8 protein-coding genes are annotated in these 14,643 nt (G+C 59.0%); 7 read left to right on the forward strand and 1 reads right to left on the reverse strand.

The window, feature by feature from the left end:
* Position 1: 1 nt before the first annotated feature.
* The 7 genes from CRP02_RS07690 (at position 2) to CRP02_RS07720 (ending at position 12,245) form a co-directional block, all read left to right on the forward strand.
* Positions 2-3,331 (forward strand): DUF2126 domain-containing protein, encoded by a 3,330-nt coding sequence (locus tag CRP02_RS07690; RefSeq protein ID WP_097170711.1) that lies wholly within the window; start codon positions 2-4, stop codon positions 3,329-3,331.
* Position 3,332: 1 nt separating this feature from the next.
* The gene (locus tag CRP02_RS07695; protein WP_003511535.1) at positions 3,333-5,738 is read left to right on the forward strand and encodes a circularly permuted type 2 ATP-grasp protein; all 2,406 of its coding nucleotides are present in this window, start codon (positions 3,333-3,335) and stop codon (positions 5,736-5,738) included.
* Positions 5,739-5,742: 4 nt separating this feature from the next.
* Positions 5,743-6,621: a transglutaminase family protein gene (locus CRP02_RS07700; protein ID WP_097170712.1), complete on the forward strand. Its 879-nt coding sequence runs from the start codon at positions 5,743-5,745 to the stop codon at positions 6,619-6,621.
* A gap of 157 nt (positions 6,622-6,778) precedes the next feature.
* Positions 6,779-8,017 carry a vWA domain-containing protein gene (locus tag CRP02_RS07705; RefSeq protein ID WP_097170713.1) on the forward strand — a complete coding sequence of 413 codons (1,239 nt, stop codon included), beginning with the start codon at positions 6,779-6,781 and terminating at the stop codon, positions 8,015-8,017.
* A gap of 161 nt (positions 8,018-8,178) precedes the next feature.
* Complete coding sequence (locus CRP02_RS07710; protein ID WP_045019879.1) at positions 8,179-9,801, forward strand: ABC-F family ATP-binding cassette domain-containing protein; 1,623 nt, start codon at positions 8,179-8,181, stop codon at positions 9,799-9,801.
* Between the two features lie 86 nt (positions 9,802-9,887).
* Positions 9,888-11,036 (forward strand): alpha-hydroxy acid oxidase, encoded by a 1,149-nt coding sequence (locus tag CRP02_RS07715; RefSeq protein ID WP_097099848.1) that lies wholly within the window; start codon positions 9,888-9,890, stop codon positions 11,034-11,036.
* A gap of 240 nt (positions 11,037-11,276) precedes the next feature.
* Positions 11,277-12,245: a bifunctional helix-turn-helix transcriptional regulator/GNAT family N-acetyltransferase gene (locus CRP02_RS07720; protein WP_097171288.1), complete on the forward strand. Its 969-nt coding sequence runs from the start codon at positions 11,277-11,279 to the stop codon at positions 12,243-12,245.
* A 15-nt stretch (positions 12,246-12,260) separates the two neighbouring features.
* Here the strand turns inward: CRP02_RS07720 and CRP02_RS07725 are convergent, their stop codons facing one another.
* Positions 12,261-14,465, reverse strand: a complete 2,205-nt coding sequence (locus tag CRP02_RS07725; protein WP_097170714.1) for a methyl-accepting chemotaxis protein — start codon at positions 14,463-14,465, stop codon at positions 12,261-12,263.
* Between the last annotated feature and the right edge of the window lie 178 nt (positions 14,466-14,643).

Below are 14,643 nucleotides of genomic sequence, written 5' to 3' on the forward strand. Positions count from 1 at the left end.
AATGGCGATCAAAGCGAGCATCTATCATCTGACGCATTATAAATACGACAATCCGGTTCGCCTTGGACCGCAAATCATAAGATTGAAGCCCGCCTCGCACTCCAGAACCCATGTCATCAGCCATTCTCTTAAGGTTTCGCCGTCAAACCATTTCGTGAACCTTCAACAGGACCCATACGGCAATTATCTCGCCCGTTTCGTTTTTCCCGAGCCGGCGACGGAATTTAAGATCGAGGTTGATCTTGTCGCCGATATGACGGTTTACAATCCGTTCGATTTCTTCGTGGAGGAAGAGGCGACCAAGTGGCCGTTCGATTATCCGCAGGAGCTGCGGGAAGATCTGTCCATCTACATGAAACCGGAACCGACCGGCCCCCTGCTTTCCGCCTTCATGGCCACCGTGGACCACACACCCGGACAGCCGACGGTGGATATGGTCGTCGGCCTCAATGCCCGTCTGCAACAGGAGATCGGTTACGTCATCCGCATGGAGCCGGGTGTTCAGACGCCGGAAGAAACGCTGGCTTCCGGCAAGGGTTCATGCCGCGACACCAGCTGGCTGTTCGTCCAGATCTTGAGACATCTCGGCCTTGCCGCACGTTTCGTGTCGGGATACCTCATCCAGCTGACACCGGATCTCAAGGCATTGGATGGCCCGTCAGGGACAGAGGTCGATTTCACCGATCTGCATGCCTGGGCCGAGGTCTATATGCCGGGCGCCGGCTGGGTCGGTCTCGACCCCACTTCGGGGCTTTTAACCGGCGAGAGCCATATTCCGCTTGCGGCAACGCCGCATTTCCGCAATGCCGCGCCGATTTCCGGCGGTTATTTCGGCGAGGCCAATACGGAATTCGCTTTCGACATGCAGGTTCGGCGCGTTGCCGAGACCCCGCGCATCACCAAACCCTTCTCCGATGAGAGTTGGGAGAGCCTCAATGCACTCGGCGAAAAGGTCGATCAGGTTCTGAACGCCCATGACGTCAGGCTGACCATGGGCGGCGAGCCGACCTTCGTTTCCATCGACGATTTCGAATCCGAGGAATGGAACACCGGCGCGGTTGGACCGACGAAACGCGAAAAAGCGGACGTGTTGATCCGCCGCCTGCGCGAACGTTTCGCGCCCGGCGGGTTCCTGCACTACGGTCAGGGAAAATGGTATCCGGGCGAAAGCCTGCCGCGTTGGACCTTTTCGCTCTACTGGCGAAAGGACGGTCTGCCGATCTGGCAGAACCCTGCGCTGATTGCCGAAGAAGGCGCAAATACCGGTGTTGCGGCCGGCGACGCGCAAAAGCTACTGAGCGGTATCGCCACTCATCTCGGTGTGGAGCCGGATCTGGTTCTTCCGGCCTATGAGGATCCGGCCGAATGGATCATCAAGGAAGGTAGTCTTCCCGAAAATGTCGATCCGTCCAACTCGAAACTGAAAGACCCGGAAGAACGCAATCGCCTTGCCCGCGTGTTCGAACGCGGGCTGACGACACCGACGGGTTATATTCTTCCGGTGCAGGCGTGGAACGCCAAGCCCACCACAGACAAACGCTGGGTCAGCGAGAAATGGAAAACACGGCGCGGCAAGATTTTCCTCGTTCCGGGCGATAGCCCGGTAGGTTACCGCCTGCCGCTTGGCACCCTGCCCCATGTGCCGCCATCCGCCTATCCTTATATCCATGAAGCTGACCCTTCGATCCCACGAGGGCCGCTTCCCGAGAAATTCCAGCCCTCCGGACGCACCATGCCGGAAGCGTCTTTCCATGCGGATGAGGCATCCGGCCAGGAACGCATAGAGCAGACGCTTGGTGAAATCGGCGGCGCGGTGCGCACAGCCATGTCGGTGGAACCGCGCGATGGACGGCTCTGCGTCTTCATGCCGCCTGTCGAACGCATCGAGGATTATCTGGAACTGGTCGCAGCGGCAGAAGCGGCAGCGGCCGAGCTCGGGCTGCCCGTCCATATCGAAGGTTATGCTCCACCGCATGACGAGCGTATCAATGTCATCCGTGTCGCGCCCGATCCCGGCGTCATCGAGGTCAACATCCACCCCGCTGCAAGCTGGAAGGATTGTGTCGACATCACCACGGCGGTCTATGAAGAGGCGCGACAGACGCGTCTGGGCGCTGACAAGTTCATGATCGATGGCCGTCACACCGGCACCGGTGGCGGCAACCATGTGGTCGTGGGCGGGGCCAACCCGAATGACAGCCCTTTCCTGCGCCGTCCCGACCTTCTGAAAAGCCTTGTCTTGCACTGGCAGCGGCACCCGTCGCTTTCCTACCTGTTCTCCGGCCTGTTCATCGGACCGACGAGTCAGGCGCCCCGCATCGACGAAGCCCGCCACGACAGTCTTTACGAACTGGAGATCGCGCTGGCGCAGGTGCCTACCCCTGGTCAGGGCGCGCCGCCGCTGCCATGGCTGGTCGACCGCCTGTTCCGCAACCTCCTGACGGATGTGACGGGCAACACCCACCGCGCCGAAATCTGCATCGACAAGCTGTTTTCTCCGGATGGGCCGACCGGCCGCCTTGGCCTTGTGGAGTTCCGCGGCTTCGAAATGCCGCCGAATGCCCGCATGTCGCTCGCCCAGCAATTGCTGGTGCGCGCCCTCATCGCCCGTTTCTGGAAAAACCCCGCTGCCGGCAAATTCGTGCGCTGGGGCACGGCACTCGCAGACCGATTCATGCTGCCGCACTACATCTGGGCAGACTTTATGGACGTGCTCGGAGACCTGAGGGAAAATGGCTTCGACCTGAAGCCGGAATGGTTCACAGCCCAGCAGGAATTCCGTTTCCCCTTCTTCGGTGAGGTTGAATACGAAGGCGCGAAGCTGGAATTGCGCCAGGCTCTGGAGCCCTGGCATGTTATGGGCGAACAGGGTGCCATCGGCGGAACCGTGCGTTTTGTCGACAGCTCCGTCGAGCGTATGCAGGTCCGCCTCGAAACCTCCAACCCTGCGCGCTATACCGTGGCGTGCAACGGTCGCGCCGTTCCGCTAACTCCGACGGAAAACCGAAGCGTTGCGGTCGCCGGTGTTCGCTTCAAGGCTTGGCAGCCCTCTTCCGGCCTGCATCCCGTTCTGCCGGTCAATTCGCCCTTGACCTTTGACATTTATGATACATGGTCGGGACGATCGATCGGCGGATGCATCTACCATGTTGCTCATCCGGGCGGTCGCAATTACGAGACCTTTCCCGTCAACGGCAACGAGGCCGAGGCACGCCGCCTTGCCCGTTTCGAACCATGGGGACATACGGCCGGGCAATATCCGTTGATGGCGGAAACCGTGTCGCCAGAATTTCCGCTGACGCTCGATCTGCGCCGGCCATACGGAGTATAAATTGTCCAAAGCCCCGGCCACGGAACGCAAGACGGAAACGAGCGCGCAATCGCGTGGGCTTGACTACTCCACCTTGCCCGGCGTGGCCGATGAGATGCTCGATACCAACGGCAAGGTCAGACCGGTCTGGAAAACCCTGCTCGGTGCCCTGTCGCGCATGTCGGAACGCGAACTGCATGAGCGCTTTGCCCGCACCGACCGCTATCTGCGCGATGCGGGTGTGTTTTACCGCGATTACAGCAAGGGCAGCAGCGAAAGAAACTGGCCGATCTCCCATATCCCGGTGCTGATCGACGACAAGGAATGGACGGTTCTTTCCGAAGGGCTTAAACAGCGCGCCAATCTTCTGGAAGCCATGGTTGCCGATTTTTACGGCGAAAACCGGCTGGTGAAGGAAGGTTACGTACCGCCGGCACTGATCGCCTCCAATCCGGAATATCTGCGGCCGATGGTCGGCGTAAAACCGGCAAGCGGCCATTATCTGCATTTCTGCTCGTTCGAGATTGGACGCGGACCGGATGGCAACTGGTGGGTACTGGCCGACAGGACACAGGCGCCTTCCGGCGCAGGGTTTGCGCTGGAAAACCGGGTGGCGACCACGCGCGCGCTTTCCGACATCTATGCCGAAACCCATGTTCACCGTCTCGCTTCATTCTTCGGCGCTTTCCGCGACACCTTGCAGTCGCACAGAAAACATCCGGATGACCGCATCGCCGTGCTGACGCCCGGCCCCGCAAACGAGACCTATTTCGAACACGCCTATATCGCCCGCTATCTCGGCTTCATGCTGCTTGAGGGTGAGGATCTGACCGTGGTCAACGGCCGCGTGATGGTGAGGACCGTGGCCGGATTGAAACCGATCGGCGTGCTTTGGCGGCGCCTCGACGCCTCGTATTCCGATCCGCTGGAACTGAACCAGCAATCCCACATCGGTACGCCCGGCATGGTCCAGGCGCTGCGCAATGAAGCACTGACAATCGTCAACGCGCTCGGCACCGGCATTCTCGAAACACGGGCCCTGCTGTCCTTCATGCCGCGCGTCTGTCGCCACCTGCTTGGCGAAGACCTGAAACTGCCGTCCATCGCGACCTGGTGGTGCGGACAGGAATCCGAGCGCCGCCACGTTGCCGGCAATATCGAGGGCATGGTCATCGGCCCGGCCTATTCCCGGCTGCCCTTCTTCGAAGACAACGGTCAGTCCGTGCTCGGCTCGTCCTTACGTGAAACGGCGAAGGAATCGATCAGCGACTGGCTCGCTTCCGATGGCCACAGGCTTGTCGGCCAAGAGGTGGTGACGCTTTCCACCACGCCGGCCTATATCGACAACAAGCTCGTGCCGCGCCCGATGAGCCTTCGCGTTTTTGCCGCCCGCACCCAGGACGGCTGGCAGATCATGCCCGGCGGCTTTGCGCGGATCGGCAGCAGCAACGATGTATCCGCCATCGCCATGCAATCAGGCGGCAGTGCTGCGGATGTCTGGATCGTCAGCGACAAGCCGGTGGAACGCACCACGCTTTTACCGGCGGAAGAAAGCTTCACCCGCAACATGCCGGGTAGCCTGCCGAGCCGTGCGGCGGACAACCTCTTCTGGCTCGGCCGCTATATCGAACGTTCGGAAGGCGCATTGCGCATCTTGCGCGCCTGGCACGGACGTTATGCCGAATCCGCCGACCCACGTCAGCCCTTGCTTGCGCATGTGACGCGTTATCTCGAAGCGCTGGATGTGGAGATGAACGATGCCGTGCCGGAAAGCCTGCTGAACAACATCAACAGCGCGCTTTATTCCGCCAGCAACATCCGAGACCGTTTTTCGCCGGACGGATGGCTTGCGCTGAATGACCTTGCCAAGACTGCCCGTCGGTTCCACGCAAAGGTGTCGCCGGGCGACGACGCGACCCATGCCATGACGATCCTGCTGCGCAAGCTTGCAGGCTTTGCCGGTCTCGTGCACGAAAACATGTATCGTTTCACCGGCTGGCGTTTCCTGTCGATCGGCCGCTATCTCGAGCGTGGCCTGCATATGACAAGGCTTCTCGGCCATATGACCGGACCGGATGCACCAGATGGATCCTATGACATGCTGCTCGAAATCGGTGACAGCGTCATGACCCATCGCCGCCGCTACAATGTCAGCACGGCGGGTCTGACAGTCACCGATCTTCTGGCGCTCGATCCGCTCAACCCACGGTCCATCCTGTTTCAGCTGAACGAGATTCGTACCGAGGTGGAGCAGCTGCCGAACGCCTTTACGAACGGCCAGATGTCGCCCTTTTACCGCGAGGCAATGCGCCTGCATTCCGGCCTTGCCGTCATGACGCCGGAAAACATGAACGGCGCGATCTACCGCCAGCTCGAAACGGACATGGAACATCTCTCCGATGTTCTGGCCCAGACATATCTCGGATAACCCGATGCTTTATGACCTTTCCCTGCATATGGGTTACACCTACGACACGCCGGCCCATGGCGCGCGTCACATCATCCGCGTGCTGCCCCTTTCGATCCCGGGCCGTCAGCGCTTCATCGCCGGCACCATCGATGTTTCGCCGATGCCGGAAGAACGGGCGGTCTTTGAGGATTTCTTTCATCAATCGGCCACCTCAGTGCATCTGCGCGCACCGCACGAAAAGCTGGATATCCGCATGCAGGCGCGTGTGATGGTGGAGGCACCGGCGCTGATAGCAGATTTTTCACCCGAGCTTTCACGCCTGCCGCAAGACCTTGCCGACTTCTGGTCGATCGACTTCCAGTCACCGCATCACTTTATCGGCGCCAGCCCGAGGCTAGGGATGGATACGGCGATATCGGCCTATGCGCGGGAATTGCTGAAGCCCGGAATGACCATTCGCGAAATCGCACTCTCGATGTGCAAACGCATACACAAGGACTTCACCTATGACGGTGAAGCGACGACTGTCGATACGACACCGTCGGAAGCCTTCAAGCTGAAACGCGGCGTATGCCAGGACTTTTCGCATATCATGATCATGGCGCTGCGCAGCCTCGGCATTCCCGCCGGTTACGTCAGCGGCTTCCTGCGCACCATCCCCCCGCCGGGCAAGGAACGTCTGGAAGGTGCCGATGCGATGCATGCCTGGGTTCGCGTATGGTGCGGTGAGGCCGCCGGTTATCTGGAGCTCGACCCCACCAACGATATCGTTGCCGGCAGCGACCACATCGTCGTCGGCTATGGCCGGGACTATTCCGATGTCGCGCCGGTGATCGGGGTATTGAAGAGCTACGGCAACCAGCAGATCAAACAGGCCGTCGATGTCATTCCCGTCCAGTAATGATACATTGCGTGTTATTCTGAGCATAATCGAATTAATACTTGAAAAACTGCACCAATTTGAACGACGTATAAAATTTAACCGTTTGCATTAGTGGATTCTACATCGTTTGCGGGTTTCCTGCGCTCAGTCTAATGTTCTAATTAGTGAGCCCGTTATGATCCCCTCCGCATATCAAAAAATGACGCGCCGTTTCCTTGCCGATACGGGTGGCAATTTTGGCATGATGACGGCAATATTGCTGCCGGTGCTACTTGGTTTTGCCGGAGCCGGCATGGAGCTGGCGAATGTGATGCAGGTGAAAGCGGACCTGCAGAACACGGCGGATTCGGCGGCTCTCGCGGCGGCGACCGAGGCCCGCTTGAAAGAAGGCGCTCTGACGGACGAACAAATCAAGGAAATCGCCAAGGCCTTCATCGCCAGCCAGATGGAAAAGACCCTGACCGAGGAGGAGAAGAAGGCGCTCGAGAAAAACTCTCCAGTCAATATTGGCACAACGGACGATGCGCGCGGCAAGACATACACCATCCAGACCACGATAAACTACCAGATGCAGCTTAATCCGCTCTTGGGGTTCTTCGGGGCGAAAACACTCGACCTTGCCGCGACAGGCACCGCGGTAAGCACTGTCAACAAGGGCGCGCCGATCTCCATGTATCTGGTGCTCGACCGCTCGGGTTCGATGTCCTTCAAGACCGATACGCTCAACACCAACAAAACGTCGTGCCAGAACTACACGGTCGATACCTGGGGGAATTATCCCAATCTCAAAAATACATCGCCCTGCTACGTCAACAAGGCTACTTCGCTAAAAACCGCGGTCGGCTATCTCGTAGCGACGTTGAACAAGGCCGATCCCACCTATACCGCCAACGGCGGTTCCGAACTGGTTCGAACAGGAGCCTCGGTCTATACGCATGAGACCTACGCGGCCCAGCCTATCACCTGGGGTACTAGCAGCGTTGCCACCTATGTCGACAAACAGATCCCGGAGTTTCCGTCTGGCGGCACGGACGCCCGCAGCAGTCTGAATGCCGCATACAACGCCCTTAAAAAAGCGAATACCGTTGAAGCGAGGGAACACAAGGACAAGAAAAGCGAATCCTTCGAGCGATACATCGTTCTCATGACGGATGGCGAAATGACGGGGAACAGCTCCTCCTGGAGTTCCAGCATCGACCAGACCGTGCGCAATACCTGCGATACGGCCAAGAAAGACGGTATCAAGATTTTCAGCGTCGCGTTCATGGCGCCGGACAAGGGCAAGTCGCTGCTGCAACATTGTGCGTCCAGTCTCGACAATTATTACGCGCCTGAAAACATGGAGCAGATCGTTACCGCCTTCGGCGAAATTGCCCGCAAGGCTGCCGGCAGTTTGGCAACGCTGACCAACTAACGGAAAATCACGCCAGCATCCCCCGAAAACGACCTCGCTTCCGGGGAGCAATGTTCCCGGGGCGACCTTGCCGGGTTGCATGGCTGGCACGGCGTGCGCGGCAGGTGACAGCGACGGCGACCCGTGGCATAGGAGAGCCGCTCCCATTCACAGGCCCTGTCATGATCCGCATTGAAAATATCAGCAAGTCGAACAGTCACCGCATTCTTTACATCGAGGCCTCCGCTGCGCTCAATCGCGGCGAGAAGATCGGCCTTGTCGGCCCGAACGGTTCTGGCAAGACCACGCTGTTCCGGATGATGACCGGCGAGGAACAGCCCGATGAGGGACAGGTCGTCGTCGAAAAGGGCATGACGGTCGGTTATTTCAATCAGGATGTCGGTGAAATGTCCGGCCGTTCCGCCGTGGCCGAAGTCATGGAAGGCGCCGGCCCGGTCAGCGAAGTGGCAGCCGAACTCCGGCAGCTGGAAGCCGCCATGTCCGATCCCGACCGGATGGACGAAATGGATGCCATCATCGAGCGTTACGGCGAAGTGCAGGCGCGGTATGAAGAACTGGACGGCTACGCGCTGGAGGGCCGCGCGCGCGAGGTTCTGGACGGGTTGAGCTTCAGTCAGGAAATGATGGACGGCGATGTCGCCAAACTTTCCGGCGGCTGGAAAATGCGCGTGGCGCTCGCCCGCATTCTTTTGATGCGCCCGGACGTGATGCTGCTTGACGAACCCTCGAACCATCTCGATCTCGAAAGCCTGATCTGGCTTGAGGATTTTCTGAAGAACTACGACGGCGCGCTTTTGATGACCTCGCATGACCGCGAATTCATGAACCGCATCGTTACCAAGATCATCGAAATTGACGCTGGCAACCTCACCACCTATTCCGGCGACTACGGCTTTTACGAACAGCAGCGTGCGCAGAACGAAAAGCAGCAGCAGGCGCAGTTCGAACGCCAGCAGGCGATGCTCGCCAAGGAAATCAAGTTCATCGAGCGCTTCAAGGCGCGTGCCTCACATGCCTCACAGGTGCAGAGCCGCGTCAAGAAACTCGAAAAGATCGACCGCGTCGAGCCGCCCAAGCGGCGCCAGACGGTCGCTTTCGAATTTGCGCCGGCGCCGAGATCCGGCGAGGATGTCGTCGCGCTGAAGAAAGTGAACAAGGCCTATGGCAGCCGCACGATCTATGGCGAGCTGGACTTCATGGTGCGCCGGAAAGAGCGCTGGTGCATCATGGGCGTCAACGGCGCTGGAAAATCGACATTGCTGAAACTGGTGACGGGCACGACCACGCCGGATTCCGGCAACGTCACGCTCGGTGCCAGCGTCAAGCTCGGTTATTTCGCCCAGCACGCCATGGATGTTCTGGATGGCGACAGCACCATTCTCGAATGGCTGGAGGAACGTTTCCCGAAAGCCGGGCAGGCACCGCTGCGCGCCCTTTCCGGCTGTTTCGGTTTTTCCGGGGACGATGTGGAGAAGCGCTGCCGCGTTTTGTCCGGTGGTGAAAAGGCCCGTCTGGTCATGGCTGCCATGCTGTTCGACCCGCCGAATTTCCTCGTGCTGGACGAGCCGACGAACCATCTCGACCTCGACACCAAGGAAATGCTGATCAAGGCCCTGTCGGAATATGAAGGCACGATGCTTTTCGTTTCGCATGACCGCCATTTCCTGGCCGCCCTTTCCAACCGGGTGCTGGAACTGACGCCTGACGGTATCCACCAATTTGGCGGCGGATATACGGAATATGTCGAAAGCACCGGACAGGAAGCGCCGGGCCTGCGCAGTTGAGGCAGCTTGACGGACGTATGAGACGCAGAATTCCCGGGACAGGTTTCATCTTTTAACGTTTGCAGAGCCGATCGGTGGACTAACAAATGCAACTTAAAGACTGCTACAATTTCCACGATTTTCGCCGAATGGCAAAACAGCGTCTTCCCGGACCGATCTTCAACTACATCGACGGTGCTGCCGACGATGAGGTGACATACCGGAGAAACACGGCCGCCTTCGAGAATTGCGATCTCGTTCCCGACGTGCTGCGGGGCGTGGCCGATGTGGACATGTCCGTCACCGTCATGGGGCAGAAGCTGGCGATGCCGGTCTATTGTTCCCCGACGGCGCTTCAGCGTCTCTTCCACCATCAGGGGGAGCGGGCGGTTGCGGCCGCAGCCGGAAAATACGGCACGATGTTCGGCGTTTCTTCACTCGGCACCACCAGCCTCGAGGAAGCGCGCCGGATCAGCGGCGGCCCACAGGTCTATCAGTTTTATTTCCATAAGGACCGTGGTCTCAACCGCGATATGATGGCGCGCGCCAAGACTGCGGGTGTGCAGACGATGATGCTGACGGTGGACAGCATCACGGGTGGGAACCGTGAGCGCGACAAGCGCACCGGTTTTGCCATTCCGTTCAAACTCAATCTTTCCGGCATTGCGCAATTCGCCATCAAGCCGGCCTGGGGCATCAATTATCTGACGCATGAGCGCTTCAGCCTGCCCCAGCTCGACGGCCACATCAAAATGGACGGCGGCGCGCTCTCCATCAGCCGCTATTTCACCGAAATGCTCGACCCATCCATGACGTGGGACGACGTCGCACAGATGGTACGTGAATGGGGTGGACCTTTTTGTCTGAAGGGTGTCATGTCCGTGGAGGACGCCAGACGCGCCGTCGAGATCGGTTGCAGCGGCATCGTGCTTTCCAATCACGGCGGTCGCCAGCTCGATGGCTCGCGTAGCGCGTTTGACCAGTTGGCCGAGATTGTCGACGCAGTCGGTGACCGTATCGATGTCATGATGGATGGCGGCGTTCAGCGCGGAACGCACGTCCTCAAAGCCCTGTCTCTGGGGGCGAAGGCCGTGGGGCTCGGCCGCTATTACCTTTTCCCGCTTGCCGCCGCGGGACAGCCGGGTGTTGAGCGGGCGCTTGAGCTGATGCGCATCGAAATCGAGCGCGGCATGAAGCTGATGGGCTGCACCACGGTCGACCAGCTGACACGCCGGAACCTGCGGTTCCGTGACTAGAGCGGGGTCAGCGCAAGGAAATCGAGGCCTGTCGAGCTATCGACAATATAGTCGGATAATCACCCGTACCGAATGACCCCTTTGAACCACCACCGCGGTTTCGAGAGGTTTTCACGCTATCGGCGATATGGAGTTTTGCCGTCCTCATTCCGGTGCTCCATAATTTTGAGCAGCGGTGACCTTGGCAAGCCCGATCGAATATGATTATGGTTGCATGATGCAACCATAATGGATTTTGGCATGCCCGAAAGACCCTTTCCCATAAACGATATCCGCTCCACCTCGCGTCGGCTCGTGCGCGAACTCGGCTTCATGGGTGGAGACTTTGCCGGCACCGATCTACCGCCCTCCGCCGTGCACGCCCTGATCGAGATCGATGCATGCCCACGCATTACCGCACGCGATCTGGGAAAGCTGCTTCGGCTTGAAAAGTCGAGCATCAGTCGCATGCTTCGCAAACTGGTTCTTTCGGGCGATGTTCTGGAAGAAACGGACGAAGAGGATAGTCGTATCAAGCGGTTGCGTCTCGCCGGGCGAGGACAGAAGCGGGTCGAAGCCATCCACACCTTTGCCAACCGACAGGTATCAAACGCACTGTCGCGGCTTGCGCCTGCGGATGGCCGAACGATCCTTGACGGGCTTCGCCTTTACGCCGATGCGCTGGCAGATCGGGCCGACGCCGCGGCTCCTCCGATCGAGATCGCCAGGGGTTACAGGGCCGGCCTTATTGCCCGCATCACGCAAATGCATGCGCTTTATTATGCCCGGACATCAGGCTTCGGCCAGCGTTTCGAATCCGTTGTTGCCGAAGGTCTCGCCTCCTTTTGCAACCGGCTCGAAAGCCCGCAAAATGCGATCTGGGTCGCAATGCGAGGAGACGACATCATCGGCTCCGTCGCAATCGACGGTGAAGATCTGGGACCGGGAACCGCGCATCTGCGCTGGTTCATCGTCGATGATGGCGTGCGCGGGGGCGGCGTCGGTCGCAAACTGCTGGCAACCGCCCTCGCCTTCACGGATGCGAAGGCCTTTACCGAAACCCATCTATGGACATTCAACGGGCTCTTGGCCGCACGGCATCTTTACGAGGCCCAGGGGTTTGCATGTGTCGAAGAACGTCCCGGCAGCCAGTGGGGAAGCGAGGTTCTGGAACAGCGCTTCGTCAGGCCGCTTCCTGTGGTTGGCGGCGCTGAACGTGAAGCGAACTAAACCCGTGGCGGCCGATCAAGCCGCCTTGAGAGTCCCCTGATGAGCAACCGCGCCTGAACCCAGCTCGAACTGGCCGAGCAACCGGTTCAGCGCATCGACCTCGCCTGCAAGATTGTGGCTTGCGGCAGTCATTTCTTCCACCATCGCGGCATTTTTCTGCGTGTCCTGATCCATCTGGTTCACGGCGGTATTGATCTGCTGAAGGCCGGACGACTGCTCTTGCGCGGATTCGACGATCGCGGCGACGTGCTGGTTGATCTCCTGTACTTCGGCGACAATCGCGTCGAGTGCCTTGCCGGTGTCGCCGACAAGATGCACGCCCTCTTCGACCTGCTGGTTCGATTTGGTGATCAGCGACTTGATTTCCTTCGCCGCGCCGGCAGAACGCTGCGCAAGTTCGCGCACCTCCTGCGCCACCACGGCAAAACCCTTGCCCGCCTCGCCGGCTCGCGCCGCTTCCACGCCGGCATTGAGCGCCAGCAAGTTCGTCTGGAAGGCAATCTCGTCGATCACACCGATGATACTGGAAATCTCGTTCGAGGATTTTTCGATCCGCTCCATCGCGATCACGGCCTGACGCACGACTTCGCCCGATCGTTCCGCACCGATGCGCGTGCGGGAAACCAGACGGCCCGCCTCATGCGCACGGTTCGCGGCGTCTTTCACGGTTATTGTGATCTCTTCAAGAGCTGCGGCGGTTTCCTCCACGGCAGCGGCCTGCTGCTCCGTCCGCCTTGCCAGATCATCGGAGGCTGCCTTGATTTCATTAGCGCCGGCATCAATACCGGCGGCATTATCCGATACCCGCAGAAGCGCGTTCTGCAACTTCCCGGCCGAACCGTTAAAATCGTTGCGCACGGCATCGAACCGCTCGACAAAGGGATCGTTGATACGACAGGACACGTCGCCATCTGCGAGCCTGGCCAACGCCTGAGCCAGACTGTCAACCGCGAAACGGATGCCGCTCGCCTCATCGGCAGCCTTGTGTTCGCGGGCCACCCGCTCCTGTTCGCCAAGAGTTCGGTTGGCTTCCGCTTCCTGCTCCAGCAAGGCTTTTTCACGATTGTTTTCGCGCAGAACGTCAAGCGAGCGGGCAAGATCGCCAATTTCGTCCCTGGTCTCGATATCCTTCAATGTCAGCTGGAGATTTCCCCGAGCGATCTGGGCGGTCTCCTCGATGACATTCGCAATGCGGTTGATGAACCGCCGTGCAATAAACCAGCCGGCCAACGCCAGCAGCACCGCCGCCGTTACGATCGTCAGGACGGCATCACGCATCATCGCATGCAGCTGCGCAAAGACCGTGTCTTCCGGCACCGAGACGATTGCGTACCATTTCATGTCACCGGTGAGCATGACCGGCAAGGCGACGGTAAGGGAAACCGTGCCGTCCTGTGCCGTCATTTCCAGCTCTTTTCCGGGATTGGCGATCAGTTTATCCCAGCCTGCAGTTTGTGCGCCGCCATCTGCGAGGTTCTTACCCATTATCGCCGCATCGGGATGGCTGATAATCTTGCCGCCGCCACTCACAAGGCTCATGAAGCCCGTTCCCATCGGCCGGACGGCTGACAACGCCTTATTCGTTTCCGCCAGCGACAGATCGAGGCCGGCGACGCCCAGAGTTTTACCGTCGACTATGACAGGCTTGGCGACCGAGGTGATCAGAACCTCCTTGCCATCGATTGCGTAAGAATAGGGTTCGATGACGACTGTTTTCTTCAATGTGAACGGCAACTGATAATAATCGCCTGGACCCGCGGTGGTATAATCCGTCAATGCGGTGTTGCTTATTTTGCCGCCGCTCCGCACCCAATAGGGTACATAACGACCAGTCGCATCATAGCCCTCCTTGTTGACGAAGTCCGCATCCTTGCCATCGAAAGCGTTGGGCTCCCATCCGGTCCAGAGACCAAGCAAATCGGGATTGTTCGCCAGCATGTGCCGGATAAGCTGATCGGCCTTGCCCCGATCGGCATCGCCCGACTGCTTCATCGATTCCAGAACCGAGCCGAGGCTATTGACGATGTGGATCATACCGCCGATGTTTTTCTCGGTCGTCAAGGCTTCGGCTTGCGCGATCTGCTGCATACGCTCCACACTGTTGGCCCTCGTATCCTCAAAGGACCGATAAAACAGCACGGCCGAAGCCGCGATCGTTGCAACGACGCCGCACGCGGCGACTGCGAAGATATTACGGCCCGTTGTCGATTTAAACAGCATGTCCCATCCCCCCCAAAAATCCCGGCCGCGACGGCTGAGGTCGCTGCGCGCAAGCCCCAAATGTCAGCAGCCAAACCAGAGGATAATAGTAGAAACCTATGCTTAAAAATTACTTTAATTCATATTTTTAGCGCAATTAAGAAAACAGAAATACATTATAAAATCGTAATATTAAAGT

The organism is Rhizobium sp. AN5, from assembly GCF_900215255.1.
In the GTDB taxonomy this organism is placed as follows: Bacteria; Pseudomonadota; Alphaproteobacteria; order Rhizobiales; family Rhizobiaceae; genus Agrobacterium; species Agrobacterium tumefaciens.